This window comes from bacterium (assembly GCA_018814885.1).
Taxonomy (GTDB): domain Bacteria; phylum Krumholzibacteriota; class Krumholzibacteriia; order LZORAL124-64-63; family LZORAL124-64-63; genus JAHIYU01.
The window spans coordinates 1-22,675 of the sequence record JAHIYU010000199.1 but is presented as its reverse complement, the minus strand read 5'-3'; the positions used below and the strand labels follow the sequence as shown (position 1 = coordinate 22,675).

At 68.0% G+C, this 22,675-nt stretch carries 22 protein-coding genes and 2 tRNA genes; 7 read left to right on the top strand and 17 right to left on the bottom strand.

Annotated elements, in window-relative coordinates:
• Positions 1-149 precede the first annotated feature (149 nt).
• Positions 150-1,553 carry a hypothetical protein gene (locus KJ554_15230; GenBank protein MBU0743682.1) on the bottom strand — a complete coding sequence of 468 codons (1,404 nt, stop codon included), beginning with the start codon at positions 1,551-1,553 and terminating at the stop codon, positions 150-152.
• A gap of 13 nt (positions 1,554-1,566) precedes the next feature.
• On the bottom strand, positions 1,567-1,923 hold the full coding sequence (locus KJ554_15225) for a hypothetical protein (protein MBU0743681.1): 357 nt from the start codon (positions 1,921-1,923) through the stop codon (positions 1,567-1,569).
• Between the two features lie 220 nt (positions 1,924-2,143).
• On the opposite strand from KJ554_15225, the gene KJ554_15220 reads away from it, so the two are divergent.
• From KJ554_15220 to KJ554_15200, 5 genes are all read left to right on the top strand, one after another.
• A complete protein-coding gene (locus KJ554_15220; protein ID MBU0743680.1) occupies positions 2,144-2,641 on the top strand; it encodes a DUF4402 domain-containing protein in 498 nt (165 codons plus the stop codon).
• A gap of 179 nt (positions 2,642-2,820) precedes the next feature.
• Positions 2,821-3,255 (top strand): DUF4402 domain-containing protein, encoded by a 435-nt coding sequence (locus KJ554_15215; protein MBU0743679.1) that lies wholly within the window; start codon positions 2,821-2,823, stop codon positions 3,253-3,255.
• A gap of 128 nt (positions 3,256-3,383) precedes the next feature.
• Positions 3,384-4,250 carry a fimbria/pilus periplasmic chaperone gene (locus KJ554_15210; protein ID MBU0743678.1) on the top strand — a complete coding sequence of 289 codons (867 nt, stop codon included), beginning with the start codon at positions 3,384-3,386 and terminating at the stop codon, positions 4,248-4,250.
• Positions 4,250-6,961, top strand: coding sequence for a carboxypeptidase-like regulatory domain-containing protein (locus tag KJ554_15205; protein MBU0743677.1), 2,712 nt, complete (start codon positions 4,250-4,252; stop codon positions 6,959-6,961). Before KJ554_15210 ends, KJ554_15205 begins: the two co-directional genes overlap by 1 nt.
• A gap of 149 nt (positions 6,962-7,110) precedes the next feature.
• The gene (locus KJ554_15200; GenBank protein MBU0743676.1) at positions 7,111-7,488 is read left to right on the top strand and encodes a hypothetical protein; all 378 of its coding nucleotides are present in this window, start codon (positions 7,111-7,113) and stop codon (positions 7,486-7,488) included.
• A 91-nt stretch (positions 7,489-7,579) separates the two neighbouring features.
• On the opposite strand, the gene KJ554_15195 is transcribed toward KJ554_15200, so the two are convergent.
• A tRNA-Ala gene (locus KJ554_15195) sits at positions 7,580-7,655 on the bottom strand.
• Between the two features lie 106 nt (positions 7,656-7,761).
• Here KJ554_15195 and KJ554_15190 point away from each other — a divergent pair.
• Positions 7,762-7,848: transfer RNA gene (locus KJ554_15190), tRNA-Leu, on the top strand.
• Positions 7,849-7,914: 66 nt separating this feature from the next.
• Here KJ554_15190 and pruA read toward each other — a convergent pair.
• Complete coding sequence (gene pruA / locus KJ554_15185) at positions 7,915-9,549, bottom strand: L-glutamate gamma-semialdehyde dehydrogenase (protein ID MBU0743675.1); 1,635 nt, start codon at positions 9,547-9,549, stop codon at positions 7,915-7,917.
• 214 nt (positions 9,550-9,763) lie between these two features.
• Between pruA and fbp the strand changes: the two genes are divergently transcribed.
• Entirely contained in the window at positions 9,764-10,792 is a 1,029-nt protein-coding gene (gene fbp / locus KJ554_15180) for a class 1 fructose-bisphosphatase (protein MBU0743674.1), read from the top strand.
• A 27-nt stretch (positions 10,793-10,819) separates the two neighbouring features.
• Here fbp and KJ554_15175 read toward each other — a convergent pair whose 3' ends face one another.
• The 13 genes from KJ554_15175 to lpxK all read right to left on the bottom strand — a co-directional run.
• The gene (locus KJ554_15175) at positions 10,820-11,143 is read right to left on the bottom strand and encodes a cupin domain-containing protein (GenBank protein MBU0743673.1); all 324 of its coding nucleotides are present in this window, start codon (positions 11,141-11,143) and stop codon (positions 10,820-10,822) included.
• Positions 11,144-11,165: 22 nt separating this feature from the next.
• A complete protein-coding gene (locus KJ554_15170; protein MBU0743672.1) occupies positions 11,166-11,942 on the bottom strand; it encodes a tetratricopeptide repeat protein in 777 nt (258 codons plus the stop codon).
• Between the two features lie 9 nt (positions 11,943-11,951).
• The gene (locus KJ554_15165) at positions 11,952-12,491 is read right to left on the bottom strand and encodes an OmpA family protein (protein MBU0743671.1); all 540 of its coding nucleotides are present in this window, start codon (positions 12,489-12,491) and stop codon (positions 11,952-11,954) included.
• Between the two features lie 71 nt (positions 12,492-12,562).
• Positions 12,563-13,858 (bottom strand): hypothetical protein, encoded by a 1,296-nt coding sequence (locus tag KJ554_15160; GenBank protein ID MBU0743670.1) that lies wholly within the window; start codon positions 13,856-13,858, stop codon positions 12,563-12,565.
• A 4-nt stretch (positions 13,859-13,862) separates the two neighbouring features.
• The gene (locus tag KJ554_15155; protein MBU0743669.1) at positions 13,863-14,567 is read right to left on the bottom strand and encodes a TonB family protein; all 705 of its coding nucleotides are present in this window, start codon (positions 14,565-14,567) and stop codon (positions 13,863-13,865) included.
• Entirely contained in the window at positions 14,564-14,980 is a 417-nt protein-coding gene (locus KJ554_15150; protein MBU0743668.1) for a biopolymer transporter ExbD, read from the bottom strand. Before KJ554_15150 ends, KJ554_15155 begins: the two co-directional genes overlap by 4 nt.
• Positions 14,977-15,699: a MotA/TolQ/ExbB proton channel family protein gene (locus tag KJ554_15145; GenBank protein ID MBU0743667.1), complete on the bottom strand. Its 723-nt coding sequence runs from the start codon at positions 15,697-15,699 to the stop codon at positions 14,977-14,979. Before KJ554_15145 ends, KJ554_15150 begins: the two co-directional genes overlap by 4 nt.
• Positions 15,700-15,834: 135 nt before the next feature.
• On the bottom strand, positions 15,835-16,965 hold the full coding sequence (gene bshA, locus KJ554_15140) for an N-acetyl-alpha-D-glucosaminyl L-malate synthase BshA (protein MBU0743666.1): 1,131 nt from the start codon (positions 16,963-16,965) through the stop codon (positions 15,835-15,837).
• Positions 16,966-16,970: 5 nt separating this feature from the next.
• Positions 16,971-17,738 carry a PIG-L family deacetylase gene (locus tag KJ554_15135; GenBank protein MBU0743665.1) on the bottom strand — a complete coding sequence of 256 codons (768 nt, stop codon included), beginning with the start codon at positions 17,736-17,738 and terminating at the stop codon, positions 16,971-16,973.
• Positions 17,735-19,294: a bacillithiol biosynthesis BshC gene (gene bshC / locus KJ554_15130; protein ID MBU0743664.1), complete on the bottom strand. Its 1,560-nt coding sequence runs from the start codon at positions 19,292-19,294 to the stop codon at positions 17,735-17,737. Before bshC ends, KJ554_15135 begins: the two co-directional genes overlap by 4 nt.
• A gap of 10 nt (positions 19,295-19,304) precedes the next feature.
• Entirely contained in the window at positions 19,305-20,099 is a 795-nt protein-coding gene (locus KJ554_15125) for a methyltransferase domain-containing protein (GenBank protein ID MBU0743663.1), read from the bottom strand.
• The gene (gene nadB / locus KJ554_15120) at positions 20,096-21,829 is read right to left on the bottom strand and encodes an L-aspartate oxidase (GenBank protein MBU0743662.1); all 1,734 of its coding nucleotides are present in this window, start codon (positions 21,827-21,829) and stop codon (positions 20,096-20,098) included. Before nadB ends, KJ554_15125 begins: the two co-directional genes overlap by 4 nt.
• Positions 21,753-22,675 (bottom strand): tetraacyldisaccharide 4'-kinase (gene lpxK, locus KJ554_15115; protein MBU0743661.1); only part of this gene is annotated, 923 nt, incomplete at its 5' end. The genes lpxK and nadB, both read right to left, overlap by 77 nt.

Genomic DNA, 22,675 nt, shown 5'->3' with positions numbered 1-22,675 from the left:
ATCAGGGATAAGGATAGGTGATTATATTGAACTGAATACTCAACACCGGGACGGTCGTGTCGCGCCCGTCCGGCATTGCAAGTTGACATGGTCGCGTTGCAATCGGGCCGTCCTGCCGATCCTTCGCTCCGCCATGGGCCCGCGGCGGATCACGCGCCCGGCGCCGGGGCGGCCCCTCCGGCGAGTGAGAGGAAGAGCGCGGCCTGTGCCTCGGTGAAACGGCAGCCGCGGCGGGACATCACGATGCGCGCCACTTCCAGGGCCCGCTCGACCTCGTAGACGCGCCGGCCACGACCGTCCCCCCAGGTGAAATTCGCCAGGTACGTGCGGGGGAACCCGGCCGCGAAGACGTTGCTGGAGAAACCCACCGTCGTACCCGTGTTGAAGGTGGTGCCGATGGCGCTCTTGGCGTGCTCACCCACCATCAGGCCCACGAATCTCGATCCGGTCTCGATCGGACCGTGACCATAGTTCACCTTGATCTCGCCGTAGTTGTTCTTCAGATCGCTGTTGGTCGTGTCGGCGCCGAGATTGACCCAGCTCCCCACGATACTGTGCCCCAGGAAACCGGCGTGCTGCTTGTTCATGTAGGGCAGCAGCTGGGACTCTGCGATCTCGCCGGCCACCCGACACCCCGCACCCACGGCGGTCTCGCCGTAGAGGGTGGCGCCGGCCTTGACGCGCACGTCGCTGCCCAGGTACAGCGGACCCTCCAGGTAGACGTGGGGCAGGACCCGGACGCTGCGGTCGATGACCACGGGGCCGGCCGTGGCGTCGATCACCACGCCGGGGCCGAGGCGGATGTCCTCGCCCAGCCAGAGATTGCCGGGCGCCGCGACGGTCACGCCCGCCGGCGGGCACGCCCCGGCATGCGTAAGCACGACGCGCTCGCCCCGGTCGGTTTCGTCCGCGAGGGGGCGGACGCCGAAGAAGCTGCGGGACGGCAGGGTCAACCCGGCGCTGTTCATCAGCGCCTCCGTGTCGTCGCGGATCGCCGTGCCGATGCCGTGCACCAGATCCCAGAGATAGCCGAAGGCGGCGGACGTGTCGCCCGGTACGCCGGATCCGGGAGTCCAGACGGGGGCCGCGGCTGTGGGCGACGTCCAGACGTCTTCCCGCGCGCACGCCTCGTCCCAGCGCCGCCAGGAGTCCAACACGGTCCGGGCATTCGCGGCGCCGGTGCGCCAGGCGACCAGCCCGTGCGCGTCCTCCCGCGATGCGTCGAGGGGGAGGTCGTGCAGCAGGTCCTGCAGATCGGACCACCGGGGCGACACCCGCGCGGCAAGGAAGAGGACGTCCGAGGCCGCGGCGTCCAGACAGGCGCGGAGACCCACCTGGATGCCGGGCGGCGCGAATTCACGCTGCAGGTCGGTGAGCAGTCCGCGCGGCAGCAAGGCGATCCTGAACGGATCCCGGTCGGCGGTGGCCAGATGCTGCACACGTTCGCGCAGATTGAAGAGACCGCAGGGGATCTCGTAGACGGGCAGGCTCCAGGACAAGGGACGGAACTGTTGGGCTGTGTGATCCTCGAAGAGGATGACCGATCGAGCCAAAGCGGCGCCTCGCTCAGTTCAGGGTGATCTGCACCGTCGTGCCGGCCGGTGCGCGGTGGGTAAGCATCGAGACGGTTGCTCGTCCCCGGCCGTCGAGGCGGAACGGTGACGATGTCGGAGCGTCGTCCGGCGAGGCCGTCGGGTCGATGGCAGTCCCGGCTCCGTCAAGCCACCGCACATCCAGGCACCGATCTTGCGTACCGGACATCGCCAGAGTCGCTTGTGCGGATGCCGGATCCCCGGCGGGAGCTGCGGAAACGGATAGCGACGGCAACATCGAGACCCGGGCGGCGAAGAGGAAATCGGCGCCCATGGCCGGCGTAGACGCCAGAACTGCGCAAAAGAGCACCAGGCTAGATTTGCGGAACATGTTGCGAACTCCTCCGGTGGAAGGCGCTCCGCTGCATGGACGGCAGATCGGACACATCACCAGTTTGGCTCATGCGAAGGCAAATTGCACCCAAAAAACTGTAAAGCGGGGGGCCGCACGGTCGATGACAACCTCGAGCGAGACATCCGGAGCCAAGGCACATCACCGTCTCGACAGTTTTTCCGGGTAAGGAGACCACCGTTTCACAAGGAGTTGTATCATGCGGAAACATCTCATCCTGACCTTGGCGGCTCTGCTGGTCGCCTTCCCCTTCACTCAGGTCATGGCCCTGGATTCGCCCCAGGACGGCCGGGTCGACGTCTTCGTCGCACTGACCGTGGCCGAGACTGTCGAGATGGACTTCGGTGCCGTGATCGATGCCGACGGTACCGTGACCCTGGACGTCACCGACACCATCGCCTCCGACCCGAACGGGATCCACCAGGGCGGCACGGTCGCCAGCGGTCTGTACACGATCAACGGCCAGCCGAGCACGGCCATCGATGTGAGTATCTCGGCTCAGAACGCCAACGGTCTGCTGCTGTCGAACTTCACCACGGACGCTGGCGGCGGTGTGTTTCCGCTGGTCGGCGTCCTGATCGACGGCGTGGGCAACCTGGCCATGGCCCTCGGCGCGGACCTCCAGGTCCAGAGCGGTGTCGCCGCTCCCGGCGCCAACCAGCCCCTGAACTTCACCATCACCGTCACCTACAACTAGTCTCCACCCGGGACTGGCGGGGAGGCCTTCGGGCCTCCCCTTTTTCATGCGCACCACATACGTGTCGTCTGGCACGCCCCTTGCCGCACCCCGTTCGAGACAGCAGTATGAACTGGGGAGACCCATCGATGGATCAGCTTGTAAGACAAGCGGTTCGCCCTTTACGAGTGTGGATCGCCTTGGGCTCGGTTATCATCGCTCTGATACAAGGCGGACCGGCCAGCGGCGTGGATCTGAGCATCATCGAGACGGTGGCGCTGGACTTCGGCGCCATCATCGACGACGATGGCGTGGTCGTGCTCGGCTTGGCCGACGCCATCACCGCCGACCCGGCCGGCATCCACGTCGGCGGGGCCGTCTTCACCGGTCAGTACACCATCAGCGGCGACCCCTTCGCCGCCTTCAGCCTGTCGATCGTCGGTTCGACCGCCGCCGGGCTGACCATCGACACGTTCACCACCAGCGAAGGTGTTCCCCCCTTGCTCAGCGTGGCCCTTAACGGCGGCGGCGAGCTTGATCTCCGCCTGGGCGCGACGCTCACCATCGATTCCGGCGTAGCTGCGCCGGGCCTCGACCAGCTCCTCTCCTACGTCATCACCATCGACTACAACTAGCGGCCATCGTTGATCTTCCGTTCGCCGGGGGATGGCATGGGCGTTGCGTTGTACTTCGCCTGGAGGCCCATGCGGCTCGTCGATCGACGGGAATGCGCCCCGATATTTGCCTGCAAGGAGGATGGCTTATGGTTTGGTCGTGGTTGCGGCGTTCGACACTGCTCCTGCTGTGGTCGGCAATCGTCCTGTGTGGCGGCGTTCTGGACACTTTGGCCAACGGCCTGTCCATCGCTCCCATCAGGCTCGTCTTCGACGGACGTTCGCGCGTGGCCACCGTGTACCTGACCAACAAGAGCGATGCCGAGGCCACCTACCGCATCCTGGTGCGCGACAAGCGGATGCTGGAGACGGGTCAGATCGTCGATGCCGCCGAGGCGCTGCCCGGCGAGCGCTTCGCCAGCGACCTGCTGCGCTTCTCGCCCAGACGCGTCGTGCTGGGCCCGGGCGCGAGCCAGACCGTGCGCGTCATGCTCCGCAATCCCAGCGAAGGACGGCTCGAACACGGGGAATACCGCACCCACCTGGTGTTCCAGTCGGTACCAAACGCGCCGACACCGGAAGAGCTGGCCCAGCAGGACGGTCACACCGTCGCCCAGGCCATCATCGAGACCAGCATCCCCGTGATCATCCGGCGCGACAACCCCGACGCCGCCATCAGTTTCACGTCGGCCGCCCTGGACACCGCCCTGACCAAGGACGGTCGGCCCCAGCTCGAACTCGTGCTGGCACGCGAGGGCGAGCGCTCGGTCTACGGCGACATCACCGTCGACTGGATCGACGGCCGCGGCCGCGCCAAGACCATCGCCAGGGCCGTGGGCATCGCCGTCTACCACCCCACGCCCCGGCGCCACATCCGTTTGCCGCTGAACGTGCCTGGCCTGGAAGCCCTGTCCGATGGCCGCCTGTACGTACGCTTCGAGGAGAGCGCCCTGGGACGGGGCGACCTGTGGAGCGACACCACGGTGGACCTGGTCGCCGAGAGGATCTTCCGCTGATGGAGCACCTGCGGTACTGGACGGGTTCTCTGCGCAACATGATGTGGCTGTTGACCACTCTGCTGTGCACACTGCTCTGTCTGGCCGGAGCCTCAGACGCCCAGTCCACGAACGCGGCCGACTATCTCGGCGACGAGAACCTCATTATCCTCGAGCTGCGGATCGGCAGCGCGGTCGTCAGTCCGGGCATGATCGCCTTCCAGCATCCCGGGGGCGTCCTGATGCCCCTGGGCGCCTTGACGGATGTCCTGGAGTTCGCCATCGAGGTCTCCCCCGCACAGGGGCGGGCCGCAGGCTGGTTCATCAGCGAGTCGCGCCGCTTCTCCCTCGATCTCGCCTCGCGTGTGGTTGTCAGCGACGGCCAGACGCACGCCTGCCCGCCGGGCGTGGCGGCCTCGGACAACGACGACATCTACATCGACACCGCCCAGCTCTCGGCCTGGTTCCCCTTCACGATCGAGGTGAAGGTGGGACAGCTCCTGGCCAAGCTCACGCCCCGCGAGACGCTCCCCCTGCAGAGCCGCCTCAAGCGCGAGGCCATCCGCACGCGCCACCTGGACCGGGGCGCGCTTGCGGAACGTCTGCCGCTGCAGGTGGCGGAGTATCGCCTGTTCACGTGGCCGCTCGTGGACGCCAACTTCGAGTACCGCGGGCGCGAGCCGGACATGACGCCGCGCTTCTCGATCCAGAGCAGCGGCGACGTCGGGACCCTCGCGACAGACGTGTTCGTGACGCACACCGAGGGGGCCAAGGTCATCAACGCGACGCGGCTCCGCGCCGGCCGCACCGACGCCTACGGCGCGCTGCTGGGGCCGCTGCAGGCCACCGAATTCTCCTTCGGCGACCTCTACGCGCCCAGCACGCCGCTGGTCCTGCGGGGCAAGCTGGGACGGGGCCTGCTGCTGTCCAACCGTCCCCTGCGCCGGCCCGACCGCTTCGACAGCACGGAGATCAGCGGCGACGGGCCGCCCGGCTGGGAGGCCGAGCTCTACGGCAACAACACGCTGCTGGACTTCGGCACGATCGACGAGACGGGCCGCTACCTGTTCACCGAGGTACCGCTGGTCTTCGGCCTGAACACGTTCAGGACCGTCCTCTACGGTCCCCAGGGCCAAATGCGCGAATACACGCGCGACATGAACGTCGGCGCGAGCATGATCGCCCCGGGTCGGCTAGAGTACCGTCTGTTCGGCGTCCAGGACGAGCGCTTCCTCGTCACGGGCGACGATCTCCTGGACGACACGCCCGACCGGGGGCGCTGGACCGGGCATCTCGAGGCGGGGTACGGGCTCGGCAAACCGCTGTCGCTGCAGGGCGGCTGGACGCGCCAGCCGCTGGAGGGCGTGGAACACGACTACCTGAGTCTGAACGCCAGCGGCTGTCTGGCGGGTTACTACCTGCAGGCCGTCGGCGTGAACGCCCTCGACGGCGGCAGCGCGGGCAGCTTCTCCCTGCGGGGACGGCTGTTCGCCCGCTCGCTGACGGCCGAGCAGTTCCTCTACCGGGATTTCGTGAGCGACGCCAATCCCGTCACCCAGCAACGAACCGACGAGACCCGCGTCCGCCTCGGCGGATCCACCACCTGGGGCAACCGCAATCTCGCCTACGATCTGCAGGTACAGACGACCGGATACACCGGCCGGGGCATCACCCGCCAGGACCAGATGCAACTGCGGGCGGCCACCCTGTGGCGCGGCCTGCAGATGAGCACCAAGCTCGAGTATCGCAACAGCCGGTCTTCGCTAGGGGACTACGACCAGATCTTCCTGGATCAACTCGCGCGGGGCATCTGGGGTCCACTGCTGCTGCGGGGATCGTTGAGCAGCCGTCTGCGGCCCACCACGTCACTCAAATCGGTCTCCGGCAGCGCCTACTGGAATCCCCTGGGCAGGTTGCGGCTGGGCGCACACGCCACGCACCGTTTCGACGGCGCCATCCCCACCACCCTCGGCGGCTCGCTCGGGCTGTTGATGGACACCTTCAGCGTCGCCTTCAGCGCCAACGCCGCGGGCGAGCAGAAGCCCTACCTGAGCCTCGCCATCTCGACGTCGGTGACGAAGGTGCCAGAGACCATGCGCATGCACGTGCAGCGGCAACGCATGTCCGAGGGTTACGGCGCCTCGGCCCGCGTCTTCCTGGATCGCAACGCCAACGGCCTGTACGACGACCAGGACGCCCCCCTGCCCGAGGTCCGCATCACCGGCGCCGGCGCCTGGAACGAGGCGGTCACGGGCTCGAACGGCATCGCCTATCTTGCCGGCCTGCCCGCGCATCGCGAGCGTGATCTCTCGCTGGACCTGACGTCCCTGCAGGATCCCTTCCTGCTGCCCTCGGGCGAGGGGGTGCGCGCCACAGGGCATCCGGGCGGCCACGTCGTGCTGGAGTTTCCGGTCACATATTCCGGCGACATCGAGGGCACCGTCTACGCCCGCACCCCGGGCGGGGACATACCCCTGCGCAACATCGGCCTGGAACTCGTCGACCTGGCGCAACGCTCGGTGCGCAAGACTGTCAGCGAGTTCGACGGCTACTACCTCTTCCAGGAGATCCCCCCGGGGTGGTACGAGATCCACGTCATCCCGGAGACGATCGCGCGCAAGAACCTGCGCCTGCCGCCGCCCGTGGCCGCCGCCGTACCTCCCGAGGGCGGCGTCTCCGCCGGCAACGATTTCATCCTGCGCGCCACGGAGGTGCGCCGCGCTTCCCGATGAGGGGGCATCGTATCCTTCAGTATCTCAAATAGTTAAAGCATTTGTTGCCTCGTCTGCTATTCTATAGTTAATTGGTAGGTATTCCATGCTCCGGCGTCGCCATTTGAGGTGCGCGCCGGCGACACCTCGTGCGGCGAAGGAGATCCACCATGAACAGACGGACAACGATCCTGACGATGCTGGCGCTGGCGGCCGTGGCGCTGATCTGGGCGGCCCAGGCCTCCGCCTACTCCCGTTACAGCGGCTCCAACAACTGCAACCAGTGCCATCCGGCTTTCGAGGGCGGACCTGGCGCTCAACTGCACAACTTCCATACGTCGTTCGCCGATTGCTCCGAATGCCACGTATCGATCGGCGACAACCCCCGGACCTCCGCCTGCGCAGCATGCCACATCCCCGACCCCCTGTGGAACTTCCACCGCGTCAACGCGCCGTCCGACGGGAACGGCTTTACCTGCTCCACGTGCCACGAATTCGTGGGCAACGACGTCATGAGCTGGAGCGCGACGAAGCAGGCGTTCAGATAGAGTGGTAGTCAAGCAGCCAGGCATCAGATCCGACACCGAAACGCGAGGGGAGTTGGCAATATCACCAACTCCCCTTCTTGATGCTGATTTCTGGTGGAGCCAAGGGGGATCGAACCCCTGACCTCATGACTGCCAGTCATGCGCTCTCCCAGCTGAGCTATGGCCCCACCGAAGAGGCCATAATATGGGTCAACCGCTGCGGACTGTCAAATGGGTTTCGGCTGGCGGCCGCCTTGACGCCGTCGGCCCTGCGACTTATCATGGCCGCCCGGTGCCGGAGTGGTGGAACTGGTAGACGCGTCGGACTCAAAATCCGGTGACCTTCGGGTCGTGTGGGTTCAAGTCCCACCTCCGGCACCAGGCAGGTGAAACCAAGGGGCGGTCCGCACGGACCGCCCCTTTTCGCACTCGCTCGCCCGCCGACGGTTACTTCTTCGCCATGAAGGGGTAACGGTAGTCCCGGGGCGGATCGAAGGTCTCCTTGATCGTCCGCGGGCTGACCCAGCGGGTGAGATTCAGGTAGGAGCCGGCCTTGTCGTTGGTGCCCGAGGCGCGCGAGCCGCCGAAGGGCTGCTGACCGACCACGGCGCCCGTGGGCTTGTCGTTGACGTAGAAGTTGCCGGCGGCGCCCTCGAGCTCGGCGCGGGCCTGTTCGATGGCTGCACGGTCCCGGGCGAAGACGGCCCCGGTCAGGGCGTAGGCCGAGCCCCTGTCGCAGAGGCGCAGCGTCTTGAGCCAGTCCTGCTCGTCGTAGACGTAGACGGTCAGCACGGGACCGAAGAGCTCCTCGCGCATGGTCACGAAGTCCGGCCGGTCGGCCATGATGACCGTGGGTTCGATGAAGTAGCCCAGCGCGTCTTCGCAGCCGCCGCCGGCGATGATCTTGGCGCCGCTGTTGCGCTTGCGGGCGGTGTCGATGTAGCCCTTGATGTTCTCGAAGGCGGCGCGGTCGATCACCGCGGCCATGAAATTGCTGAAGTCCGTGACGTCGCCCATCTTGATGCTCTTGATCTCGTCGAGCAACCGGGGCCGGATCGTCTTCCACAGCTCATTGGGGATGTAGGCGCGGCTCGCCGCGGAGCACTTCTGCCCCTGGTACTCGAAGGCGCCGCGCACCAGGGCGGTCACCAGGGCCTGCGGGTCGGCCGACGCGTGCGCGAACACGAAGTCCTTGCCGCCGGTCTCGCCGACGATGCGCGGATAGCAGCCGTAGGTGCCGATGTTCCTGCCGATGGTTTCCCACATGCCGTTGAAGACCGCGGTGCTGCCGGTGAAGTGGACGCCGGCCAGCTCCGGGTGCGCCAGGACCGGGTCGCCCACCTGACCGCCGCTGCCGGGAATCATGTTGATGACGCCGTCGGGCAGGCCGGCTTCCTCGAGCAGCTGCATCAGCAGGTAAGCGGAATAGACGGCGCTCGAGGCCGGCTTCCACAGTACGGTGTTGCCCATCAGGGCGGGCGCGGTGGGCAGGTTGCCGGCGATGCTCGTGAAGTTGAACGGGGTCACGGCGAAGACGAACCCGTCCAGCGGCCTCTGCTCCAGCATGTTCCACACGCCGGGCGCCGACTCCGGCTGTTCGCCCATGATGTCGTAGGCGAAGGACACGTTGAAGCGCCAGAAGTCGATCAGCTCGCAGGCGGCGTCGATCTCGGCCTGGAAGCAGGTCTTGGACTGGCCGAGCATGGTGGCGGCGTTGACGGCGCTGCGCCAGGGGCCGGCCAGCAGCTCGGCGGCCTTGAGGAAGATGGCGGCGCGGGCCTGCCAGGGCATGGCGGCCCAGCCCTTCTTCGCCTTGCGGGCGGCGGCGGCGGCGGCCTTCACTTCCCCGGCGCCGGCCTTGTGGTAGGTGCCCAGCAGGTGCGCGTGCTTGTGGGGCATGCGGCACTCCCCCAGATCGCCGGTGTGGATGTCCCGGCCATCGATCACCACGGGGATCTCGACGATCTGCGCGGCCATCTCCGCGAGCTTGGCCTTCAATTCCGCGCGCTCCGGCGAACCGGGCAAGAAGCCGAGTACCGGCTCGTTGTAGGGCAGCGGGGGTATGGGCAGCATATTGGACATGGCTCTCCTCCAGGGATCCGGCGTACCGGGGATGGGTGGCGCGTGTCTGCGGACCACTTCGCGTCGCGGCCTCGAGAGGTCCGTCCGACGCACAGGCGAACAATGCGAAACCGGGCCCGTCTTGGCAACCCCAATCCGGCTCATCCGAACTCGCCAGACCCCGCCGAACCTGCTAGATTAGTCGGTCGGAGCCATATCACAGAGGAGCGTCCCCATGACACCAGCCGGCAACCTCATGAACGTCGAATCGCATATCCTGGACCTGCAGCGCATGCACCCCAGCGCCAGCGGCGACTTCACGAGCCTGCTCAACGACATCTCCTTCGCCGCCAAGATCATCTCCCGCGAGGTGGGCCGCGCCGGACTGGTGGAGGATATCCTGGGTTCCACCGGCGAGGAGAACGTGCAGGGCGAGATCGTCCAGAAACTCGACGAGTACGCCAACCGCATCATGCTGCGCTGCCTGGGGCGACGCGGGCAGGCCTGCATGCTGGCCTCGGAGGAGCTCGAGGAACCGGTCGTGAAGGAGGTGGGCAGCGGCAGCGGCAACTACGTAGTGATCTTCGATCCCCTCGACGGATCCAGCAACATCGACGCGAACGTGAGCATCGGCACCATCTTTTCCATCTACCGGCGGCGCTCCCTGAGTGGCGTGCCGGGAGACGCGGACCTGCTGCAGCCCGGCAGCGCGTTGTTGGCGGCCGGCTACGTCATCTACGGCTCCTCGACCATGTTCGTCTACACGACGGGCCACGGCGTGCACGGTTTCACCCTGGATCCGGGCATCGGCGAGTTCCTGCTCAGCCACGAGAACATACGCATGCCCTTCGCCGCGCAGATGTATTCCGTCAACGAGGGCTACGAGTCGCGCTGGCCGCCCGTCGTGCGCGAGATCGTGCGCCGGCTCAAGTACGGGCGCGACGACGACACGCCGGGACTTACCGCCCGTTACATCGGCTCGCTCGTGGCCGACTTCCACCGCAACCTGCTGTACGGCGGCGTGTTCCTCTATCCGGCGCACGAGGGACGCCCTGACGGCAAGCTGAGGCTCCTGTACGAGGCCGCCCCCCTGGCCATGATCGCCGAGCAGGCGGGCGGCTATGCGAGCAACGGCCAGGGTCCCATCCTCGAGATCCAGCCCACAGCTCTGCACCAGCGCGTGCCCCTTTTCGTCGGCAGCCGCGAGACCGTGCTCTGGATCGAGAAGAAGATGGCCGACCCCGCGAGCGAGGCCGGCCTCTGAGGATGATCGAGGCAGGGGCGAACGGACCTATTCACGTCCTTCGATCTGCAGGCCCTTGGTCTCGGTGACCAGCGCGAGGGCCATGTTCTTGCAGCGCGGCCGATGCGGCGTGCCGGCGGGGATCAGGATCGCCTCGCCCTGCTTCACGGTCACCGTCTTGTCGTTCAGCTCGACGTCGATCATGCCCTCCATGATGTAGATGAACTCGTCGGCCGAATGGCTGTGGGCGATGTAGTCGCCGCTGTAGCGGACGATGAAGGCGTGATAGGCGCCGTCGAGTTCCGTGATCTCCACCGGACGGAAGGGTTGGGACAGGTCGCGCGCCATCTTCAGGACTGGGATCTTGTTCATCTCGCCTCCGTTCCAAATTTCCTCACGGCCTCGACATCTCCGCCTCGGCCAGGGCGGCTTGTTCCGAATCGGGGAAATCCCTCCGCAGCGTCTCCAGGAAGCTCCGGGCCGCCGCTTCGTCGCCCTTGGCCTGGGCGGCGAAGACGGCCTTGAGCAGGGCGTCGGCCCGCCGGTCTGCGTCGCGCGGGCCGTCGATCACGCCTTGCAGGTGTGCCAGGGCCTGCTGGTACTCGCCGTCCGCGTAGGCCATCTCGCCCAGCCAGTAGCCGGCGTCGTCGGTCAACTCGGAGCGGCCGTAGCGCTCCCGGAACTCCCGGAAGCCCTCGGCGGCCGCGGCCATGTTCCCGCGGTCGCGGTCCAGCAGGGCGGCGTTGAAGAGGGCGCGTCCCTCCTCCGGCAGCACGTCCAGTTCGGCGGCATCGCCCGAGACGGTCTTGTACTCGCCGAGAGTCGGCAGGCCGAGACGGGTGGCCAGCAGGTCGACCCGGGCGGAGAGGCTGCGCATGAACTCGTTGTTGTCGTCAAGCTTGCGATCGACCCGGTCCAGCTTGCTCAGCATCTGCGAGATCTTGGCCTGCAGGATCGCCGAGGACTCCAGGCCGGTGCCCTGGTCCGAGCGCAGCACCGCGTTGAGGCTCTCCACCTCCCGGCGGATGATCATCTGCTCGTCGCGCACGAGACGAATCTCGTCGCGGTTGCGCTCGACCGCGGATTCGATGTGTTCGAACTGCGGGCTGCAGCCTGCTGCCAGTAACAGAATCGGCAGCAGGCCCAATGCCCGGCGGTAGCCTCTGCCCATCACGGACTCCTAGGGACGCGAGAAGTGGCCCCGGCGATTCAGCGCCCAGGCGCTCTCGTTGCTGCCGAACGCGAAGGGGCGTTCCTCGCCGTAGGAGGTGATCCGCAGCTGGCGGGCCGGCATGCCCAGCGAGACCAGGTAATCACGGACGGCGACGGCGCGTCTCTCGCCCAGCGCCAGGTTGTATTCCACGGTGCCGCGCTCGTCGCAGTGGCCCTCGATCATGTAGACCAGGTCGGAGTGCTCCCGCATGATCCTGGACGCGGCGTTCAACGTCCTCATGGCTTCGTCCGTCAGGCTGTACTCGTCGAAGGCGAAGAACACGTCTTCGATCCCGTACTCCTGGGGCGTCATGCTCGCGTAGTCGATCGGCGCGGGTGCGGGAGGCACCTTGTCGGTGGGCTCCTCGACGACGGGTTCCGCCACGATAGGCTCGGTGACGACCGGCGTGGTATCGGTCACCACGGGGGGTTCTTCCTTGGAGCCGCAGCCCGCGAACACGAGCAGGGCGACCAGCATGACACTCACCATCAATAATGTCCGGTACATGATGACGAGACTCCTTTCCAGCAATCGCTGTCTTGGTCGGTTCAAGTACCCGCGAAATCTAACACGCAATGTCAAGGAGACCAATCAGGAGTTTTATCCGACTCGGCGCCAAAGGTCAACTGGCGACTCGCGCCGTCCCGGACATCCATGACGTAGAGCTTGAAGACGCCCGTCCGGTCGGAAGCGAAGACGATGTGGCGTCCGTCGGGAGCCCAGCTCGGATCCTCGCAATTCCGCCACGACGTGTCCGTCAGGACACGCCTGTTCTCCCCGTGGGCCTCGATCAAAACGATCTGCGTGATGTCGTCATCGCGGCAGGCGTAGATGATCTGTTCGCCGCTCGGGGACCAGTCCGCGGCGTCGTTGTAGCGGCCCTCGAAGGTGAGGCGACGACGACCGGAACCGTCTGCGTCCATTATATATAGCTGGGGAGAACCGGTCCTGTCGCTGGTGAAGACCACGTCCCGGCCCGTGGGGGACCACGACGGTGAGATCTCGATGGCCGGCGAGACCGTCAGGCGGCGGATGATCTTGCCGGCGAGGTCCATGCGGTAGATCTCGTGCTGTCCCACCTTCGACAGCGACACCAGCACCTCCTCCCCTTCCGGGTGCCAGGCGGGCGCCAGGTTGGAACCGATCGTCTCGTTCACCAGCCGGACCTTGCCCGTGCCGGTGTCCAGCAGGTAGATGCCCTGTTGTCCATCCCGGTAGGACATGAAGGCCACGCGGTCGTTGTCGGGCGCCCAGGCGGGAAACAGGTTGAGGGTGCGGTTGGCCGTCAGGCGCAGCAGGTTCTCGCCGTCGTAGTCGACGCAGTAGATGTCGCGCCGCTCGCCGGTGCCCCGCGCGAAGACCACCTTGGTCAGGCTGATCCCCGCCTCCATGTTCAGGAACAGGTGCAACTCGTTGACGAAGTGATGCGCGGTGGCGCGCAGTCGGTCCCAGGTCGGACGGTAGCGCTTGCTCAGCAGGAGCTGCCGCCCGGGATACGCCACGAGCTTCAGGGTCAGCAGGGGGGCGCGCTCCTGCGCGGTGACGCCCGTCCCCGGCAACCGCCCCTCCAGCAGTCCTTCCACGGCGTACTGGACCTGGGTGGTGTCGCTCATGTCCTCGACCGACAGGGCCCGGAAGAAACCGCTGTAGTCCAGGTCGATGCGGATGACCGACTCGACCAGCCAGGCCGCCTCCTGGGCCTCGGTCCCGCCCGAGACCACCTCCAGGGGCTGCACCAGCATGTCGAGCCGGTCGATCGAGGCCCGTGTGGTGCCGAGGTTGATTTCCGGATCTCCCGCCCGGGCCGGCGCCGCGACCAGGACCAGCGCAGCGGTCAGCATCATCTGCAGGGACATCATGTCGTGTCGGGTCATGGAGTCAATTCCCTGAAGTGAGGGTGAAGGTATAGGTCACGCCCAGCGCGTTGTCGGCCAGACCGCGCGGCAGGGGCATGAAATGTCCGACGGATCTGACCGCCTTGAGGGATTCGCGGTCCATCAGCGGGACGCCCGAGGACTGGACGATGGTCTCGCGGGTGATCAAGCCGTTCTGCTCCACATGGAAATGGATCTTGCAGACGCGGGCCGAGGCCTCCCGGAAACCGAGCTGCTTGGGATGCCAGTTGCGCGCGATGCGGGACTCGAGCAGATCGATGTAGTACGCGAAACGTGGCGGGATGGCCACGTCCGTGCCCACCACGGGTTGCGGCGCCCTGGTTTCCGGTTGCGTCACAGGCGCGGCGGCGTCGCTCACGTCCGGTGCGGGATCGTTCCGCCGCGCCGCGGGCTCGGGCTCCTTGGTCTCGGCCACGACCCGCCGCTCAGGTTCCTCGGGCACGACGGCCGGTGTCTCTCTCCGTTCCTGCTGGACGACCGGCTCGGGGATCTGATCCTCCTCCTGCAGCGGCGGCTGCACTGGCTCGTCGCGCGCGACCTCGGGCCGGGGCTGCGGCAGCCTGGCCAGGCGGACGGAGATGTTGTGCTGGCGCGGCAGCACCTGACGTGTGACGTGCGATCCGAACCAGACTATCGTCGCCAGGACCAGGAAGTGGCAGAGCAGCGAGACCGGGAAGGCGCGAGTCACGGCAGGGCCGCCTGCGCGAGTTCCTGGTCGGCAACCAGGCTGAGGTTGGAGAAGCCGAGACGTTCGATCGCCGCCATCACCTGCAGGGCGAAGCCGTAGGGCACTTCGGCATCGGCGCGCAGGTAAACGGGCAGTTCGTCGCGCCGGTCCAGGAAGGCGGACAGCCGGTCCGCCAGACCGTCCATGTCCACGGGATCCTCGTCGAAGTAGATCTCGCGGTTCTTGGTCACGGTGACGATCGGCCCCTCCTCCACCACGACCTCGCGCGTCTCCGTGCGGGGCAGGTTCACCTCCACGCCGCCCTGGATATAGGGCGCGGTCAGCATGAAGATGATCAACAGGCAGAGCGTGACGTCCACCAGCGAGGTGATGTTGATCTCCGAGAGGCTGCGGTACGCCGACCGCCTTTTCATCGGATCCGCTCCTTCTCGTGGGTCTCGGGCCGGCGGGGAGCATGGTCGCGTTCCGTGTTTCGCGCGGTTTGCGGCGCGGCTTCCTCGAGCAGGGTGCGCAGGCGCTCCAGCTCGTTCCCGATCAGGTCGATCTTGCGCACGAACAGGTTGTAGAAGACCACGGCCGGAATGGCCGCCGAGAGCCCGGCGATGGTCGTGATCAGCGCCTCGGCGATGCCGGGCGCCACCACGGTGAGATTGGCGCTGCGCATGGCCGCCATGTCCCAGAAGGCCTGCATGATGCCCCAGACGGTGCCCATGAGGCCCAGGAACGGCGCGATGGTGACCGTGGTCGACAGGACGATCAGGTAACGCTCGAGCGCCTCGATCTCGGCGTAGGCCACGCGTTCGGCGGCGCGGCGCACGGCGGCGGGGGACTGCTGGCTGCGCCCCTCCAGCCAGAGGTTGGCCAGGGGCAGATCCTCGCGCCCGCGGCACCATCCGTCGAGGTCGGCGGAGCCCCCGCCGCGCTCGAGCCATGTTTCGCAAAGACGCCAGAACTTGGCGTGCCCCTTGCGGATCGCGGACAGGGTGCGGGCCTTGTCGATCATGACCGCCCACGACATGACCGACAGCAGGAACAGGATGAGCAAGATGGTCTTGCCCAGCAGGGTCGTGTCGCGCAGCAGGCCCATCATCTCCGAGGCTCCCAGCGCGGCCAGGAAAGCGGTATGAACCATGTCAGCTCCTTCTGGCAGGGACGACCGTTGCACCGGTCCGTCCCCAGCAATGTACCACCCCGGCCCCCGGCGGCAAGGCCGGATTGCGCGGCCGTCGCGGTGAAACGGGAGCGGCCGCCGGGAGTTCCCTGCGGCTCAGGCGCCCCGCTGCGCGAGCAATCTATCGTAGAGCTGAACGTAGAGCTTGATCACGCAGGGTGTTCCGAAACGCGCCACCGCGTCGCGCAGCCCGTCGTCGGCGATCTGCCGGTACAGCGCGTCGTCCCGCAGCAGCCGCGTCGCCGTGGCGACCCAGAGATCGATCTCGTCCGGGTCGCACAGGAAGCTGTTGTGCCCATCCTCGATGAACTCGCTTGTGCCGCCGACGTTCGTCGCGATGACGGGCGTGCCGCAGGCCATCGACTCCAGCGCCACCAGGCCGAAGGACTCGTGCCGCGAGGGCAGCAGGGTCAGATCGGCCACTGCCAGCAGATCCTCCAGGTTCTCGAGCTGGCCCAGGAAGGTGACCCGGTCCCTCACGCCCAGTTCCACCGCCAGCCGCTCGGCCGGGCCCCGCTCGGGTCCCTCGCCCAGCAACAGCAGCCGGCTGGGCACCTTGGCGGTGATCCCGGCGAAGACGCGCAGCACGTTGGGAATGTTCTTCACCGGGCGGAAATTCGAAGCGTGCAGGATAAGCTTCTCGTCCCGGGAGGCGTACGCGCCGCGATCGAGGTCGAGGCGGGGCCTGAAGCGCCGCGGGTCGACGAAGTTGGGAATGACCTCGATCTCGCGCGCGCAACCGAAAATGCGGGCGGTCTCTTCCCTCAGCGAGGTGCTCACGGCGGTCACCGCGTCGCTCTCGGCGATCAGGAAGCGGGTCATCTCGAAATAGGACGGCTCCTGGCCGACCAGGGTGATGTCGGTACCGTGCAGCGTCGTGATGATGGCGATGTTCTCCCGGCCGAGCATGCAGCGGGCCAGGTAGGCGCTGGCGGCGTGGGGGATGGCGTAATGGACGTGCAGGATGTCCAGGCCGTGGTGACGGGCCACCTCGCACATCTTGGTCGCCAGGGCCAGGGTGTAGGGCGTGTGCCGGAAGACCGGGTAGGAGACCGCTTCCACCTGGTGGAAGAAGATGTTCCGCTCGTACCGCTGCAGCCGGACCGGCATGGCGTCGGTGATGAAGTGCACCTCGTAGCCGCGGCGGGCGAGGTTGAGCCCCAGCTCGCTGGCGACGATGCCGCTGCCGCCTGCGGACGGATAGCAGGTGATTCCGATCACCGGCAAGCGGTTCACGACCAGCGCTCCGTCGGCAGGTCCCTGTACACGGGAGCGGCTTCGACGCGCAGGGCCTCCGCCAGTTCGACGCCCGCACGGAAGCCCCACCCGCGCGCCCAACGCTCGACCTCCTGCAGGAACGCGGGATCGTTGATCAGGGTGGTGCGAGCGCCCGCTCCGGGCTCGAACTGGCTGGCGTAGCAACGCAGGGCCGCGATCTTGGCCTCCCACACGCCGCTCACGTCGAAATAGGCGTCGGGTCTGTCCCCGGGGGGACAGACCGTGCAGACAGCCTCGCATTCCCAACGCCCTGCCGGTTCCGGCAGAGGCGTCCCCTCCGGCCAGACCCGAGCCCCGGACCCGGCGGGCAGCCAGGCGGCCAGGCGCGCCATGAAGGCCCCCTTGCGCACCAGGCCGGGAACCGCCCGGTGGTCCGGGTGGCGGTTGGGCATGGGGGCGGCCACCACCCAGCGCGGGCGCAGCCTGCGGATCACGTCCGTCACGACCGCCACCTGTGACGCGTCGTGTTCCGAGATGAAACCGTCGGGCAGGTCGTACTGGAGACGCCCGGCGACGCCCAGGATCTCCGCGGCGGCGGTCGCCTCGCGCCATCTGAGCTCCGGCGTGCCGTTGGAACCCAGTTCGCCGCGCGTCAGATCGCAGAGCCAAACCGCTCGGCCGGCGTCGGCCAGACGGCGCACGGTCCCGCCCAGAGCGATCTCGGCGTCGTCGCTGTGCGGTGAGATGCAGAGCAGATCGCAACGTGCCGCGACATCGTTCATGTCTCGTTCCTTTCGCTTCCGGCGGCGCCGACGACGATTCGCCAGTCCGCCCACTCCCCTGCCGCCCCGGAGGCCAGATGAGCCTGCGCCGCCGCCAGCACGGCATCCGTCAGCGTCTCCCCCCAGAGGGCCGTGGCCCAGTGCATGGCCAGCACGCGTTCCTGGCGTCGCGCACCGGGCGCGACCCACGCCGGGCGCCCGTCCGGTCCGTCGCCCGTCCCGGCGAGCCGGTCGAACAGTGCGCTGTTGCGCGCGGACCAACGCTTCAGGTTCGGCGCTGCGACGTCCCGGGCCTCGGCCGCGGTGAGACCGAACGTCTCGCGCAACACGTCCGTGAGAGACTCCGCCGCCACGCCGTCCACGCGTGTGAGCGCGGCCGCCGAGGCGGCCCCGTGGACCGGCGCGTCGGAACGGGATCCCGCCGCCGCATCCTGGGTCAGTGTACAGAAGAGACGCGGCACCAGCGGCGGCCGTGGCATTTCCAGCGCCTCGTACACGGGCTCCGTCTGCTTCAGGTACGACAATTCGCCGGGCCCCACCACGACGCCCGCCGGACGGAAGAGCCAGTCCTGTACGGGAGAGCGGAACAGCACGCCTGGTCGCAGCGACGCCGGGTCCGAGGGGCGGGCGTTCTTATCGCCCAGGCGCCGGCGTTGCCCGTCGACGGCAACGCTGAACGGTCTCGCCAGGGACCCCTCTGCGATCTGGGCGTGGTATCCGTCCGCGACGAGCCGATCTCCCCTCTGCGCGGCGCGGGCCGCCAAGCCGGCCTCGTCCTGCAGGATCCGTGCGTACAGTGGTGCCGCCGCGGCATGGAGGCGGGCGTCGCCGCCGGAAAGCGCCAGCATGCCGCTGCGACCGAACAGCAGCAGCAGGGCGCGCCGGTGGAGACGGCCCCAGGTTTGTCGGCCGGCGATGGCCGACTGCCAGATCCCGGCGAGACGGCGGGCCAGCGGTTCATGCGCGGCCCGTTCCGCGAGCCACGCGGCCTCCCCGGCGCCGGCCAGCGAGGCCGGCAGGGCGCCCACCGACAGGGACGCCGCCGGGATCGGCGCGACCGGACGCAGGATGGCCCGGCGACGGGGATCGTAGAGACGTGGCGCGAACGCCTCGCGCAGATCGTCGTCGTCGTCGCCGGACCAGAAGAGCGGCACGGTGGGGCGTCCGGCGGCACTGCGCGCCTCGGCTGCGGCTATGCATGCCGCCGCCTTGTACAGCGTGTAGAGCGGCCCGCCCAGAAAACCGGGTTGCTGCCCGGTGACGATCACGTCGGCCGCGCCGGCGGCCAGCGCCGCCACGTTGCTGCGGCAGATCGACACGGCTTCGTCGTCGGGCAGATCGGCCGCGAAATCGTCCCACCAGGCGTCTCGCCACGCTGTGTCGGACCAGGCCGGCGCCGGAGTGGACGGCGATGGGGATTCCAGACAGGTGCGCCACTCCGCGGTCGCACCGACTAAAGAGGCGGCGCCCGTCACCCAGTCGATCATCAGGCTCGGCAAGTCCGGCACTGCCGCGAGCGGGGCGCCGCGCGCGACGGGATAAGTCCGGCCGGTCATGTACTCATCCTCACGACAGACGGTCCTTTCCGTAGACCAGGATCCAGCGCGCCGCCGCATCGGGCGCGAAGGCGCGGCCGTCGTAGCCGCCTAGGGCACCGCACCGCTCCAGGCCGACGCTCGAAGCCAGGGCGTCCAGCTCCTCGGGCTCGAAGAGCGCGACCGCCTCGGTGTATGCGAGGCCCGTTTCCGGAATGCCCAGGGCGGCGGCCTGGTCCCGCCGGCCAGGCAAGGGGGCGATCTCGACACGCTTGAGGATGCGGTCGCCGTCCGGGTCCAGGCGCTTGGTCTCGGTCACCCGGCAGGGTCCCGCCTCGCGCACGGTGGCGGTCCGCGGCTCCGCCATGTCCCGCCGCACCTGGCGGCAGTTCAGGTAATCCAGGCACCAGCGCCCGCCCGGTGCGAGGACGCGGGCGATGCCGGCGAGCAGGTCCCGGTGATCTTCGAGACCTCCGAAATAACCGAACGATGTGAACAGGGACACCACCGTCCGGAAGACGCCGCCGCCGAAGGGCAGGCTCCGCATGTCGGCACGTATCAGGCCCAGAGGCGGCGCGCCGACCGTCAGCGCCCGGGCGTTGCGCAGCAGCGCGGGCGAAAGATCGACGCCGACGGCCCCGCGCGGGCAGCGTTGCCCCAGCGGGGCGAGATGGCGGCCTTCCCCGCAGCCCAGGTCCAGCACGATCCCCTCTGCCAGCGGCAGGATCCCGGCCAGGGCGTCGATGCAGGCCGCCGCCTCCGCCGCATCGCGGTGGGCGTAGAGCCAGGCGTAGTGGCTCCCGAATGCTGTCTCGTGCCAGCTCATCCCGGCGTGGTCCCGTCGCAGGCCATGGCCTGCAAGGCGGTACCGGCGCCCACGAGCGTATCCGCGGCGACGTCCGACTTGCCCGGATGATCCAGCGTGTAATGCAGCCCGCGGCTCTCCTGCCGTGACAGCGCGCTGATCACGATCAACTCGGCGTTCAGCGCGATGTTCCGCAGCTCGACCAGGTCCGGGCTGGGCAGGGCGGCGCGGTACACCGCCTCCACCGTGGCCCGGATGTTGCGGATCCGGTCCAGCGCGATGTCGAGCCGGTTGCGGGAGCGTACGATACCCACATAGTCCCACATGACCCGCCGGACCACGTCCCAGTCGTGTTCTAGGACCATGGCTTCCGGCCCTTTTTCGACCCCGAGGCTTCCGTCCACGCGCACGGAGCGGGCACCGGATGACGCTGTGACGTCCGCTGCGATCTCCACCGCCGCCCGGGAAGCCCGCTCGGCGAAGTAGACGGCTTCCAGCAGTGAATTGCTGGCCAGACGGTTGGCGCCGTGGACGCCCGAACAGGCCACCTCGCCGATGGCCAGCAGACCCGTCAGGCTCGTCCGGCCGTCGGGGTCGATCCTGACGCCCCCGCACATGTAATGGGCGGCCGGCACGACCGGCACGGGCTCTCCAGCCATGTCGATGCCGAAGCGGCGGCAGGTCCGGGTCAGATTCGGGAATCTCCCGTTCACGAAATCCCTGTCCAGGTGGCGCAGGTCCAGGTACACGCAGGGTTCGCCGGTCAGCTTGAGCTCCTGGTCGATCGAGCGCGCCACGACGTCCCGGGGCGCCAGTTCCTGCCGGGGATCGTAGCGGGACATGAACCGCTCGCCGCGGCTGTTGACCAGATGGGCGCCTTCCCCCCGGACGGCCTCGGAGATCAGGAAGCTCTTGGCTTCGGGGTGATAGAGACAGGTCGGATGGAATTGCACGAACTCCAGGTTGGACAGGACGGCGCCGGCGCGATAGGCCATGGCCATGCCGTCGCCGGTGGCGATGTCCGGATTCGACGTATAGGCGTAGACCTTGCCGCAGCCGCCGGTAGCGAGCGTGATCACATCAGACAGGTAGGGCGTCGAGGTCAGGGACTGACGGTCCAGCACCCAGCAGCCCGCCACCCGATCCGCCGGCAGTCCCGTGCCGGCCAGGTCGCTTCCCATGATCAGGTCGAGACCCACGTGGTTCTCGTCCAGCTTGATACGGGGATGATTGCGGCAGGCTTCGAGCAGGCACTTCTCCAGCTCGCGGCCGGTGAGATCGGCGGCGTGGACGATGCGGTTGCGGGAATGGCCGCCCTCGCGGCCCAGCGCGTAGGAAGCGCCCCCCTCCGTCCGGGTGAAGCGTACGCCGTACTCCAGCAACCGCTCGATGAGCCGCGGCGCGGCGTTCACCATGGCGCGCACGACCGCCTCGTCGCACAGGCCGTCCCCGGCGACGAGGGTGTCCTGGACATGGAGCTCGAAATCGTCGAGGGGGGAGAGCACGGCGGCGATCCCGCCCTGGGCGTAGTTGGTGTTGCTCTCGAAGGATTCCTTCTTGGTCACGACACGCACCTCGCCCTGCTCGGCGGCGAGCAGGGCGAACTGCAGGCCCGCGATGCCGGACCCGATCACCAGATGTCGCGAGATGACGGGTTCGCAGCGCTGCACGGTATCAAGCCTCCAGTCGCGACAGGACCGTTTCGACGAGGATGGACGGGCTGCGCCAGACCAGCTCCAGCGCCACGACATGCAGCTGCGGAGCTCGCAGAGGCCAGAGCGGGGACAGCTTCACGCGGTCCTTGGCCGTGGTCAGCCAGCAACGTGCGCCGGCCCCTGCCCCGACCGCGAGCAGATCGTCGACATCGCCGCCGGAAAATGCGGCGTGATCGTCGTATCTCGCGATCACCGCCGGCTCCCCTCCGCACAGGAACGCGCAATCCGCCTCGAAACGCTCCGGCGCGGCAATCCCGCTCACCACACCGTACGGCATCTCCGCCGGCGTCGCTACGCCTCCCGGCAGCGACGCGCGGCGGACGAAACCCAGCATGTCCGGACCACCTTCAGGCTGCGCGGGGGACGCCTCGCCTTCCCGCAGGGACAACAGCCAGACGGCCGCCCGGGCTGCGCCGGTCGCATCCTCCCGGTAGGGTCCCCAGGGTAGACGCAAGCCGGTTTCTGGCACGAGCCCGCGCCCCACCGTGCGCCAGCGGTCCAGGATCAACACGTCCAGATGGCGCCCCGCGCCGGCGCACTGGTGGCCGTCCTCGAGCACCACGATCTCGGTGTCCGGCCGCCGTTGCCGCAGCATACGCAGTCCCGCAGCCATGTCGCGCGCCTGCACGACGGTGCAGCCGGACAGGCTGCCGGCGAGCATGCGGGCCTCGTCCCCGCAGCTCGGGTCCGCGGCGTCGACGATCAGCGGCCCGGCCGCGCCGGAACCGTATCCCCGGGAAACGATCGCGGTACGATATCCGCGTGCCAGCAGGCCCTCCGCCAGGGACAGCACGACGGGCGTCTTGCCGCTGCCGCCGGCGGTGAGCGCGCCCACGGAGACCACCCGAGGCCGCGCCGGCGGCGCCTCGCGGCTCACCGGCC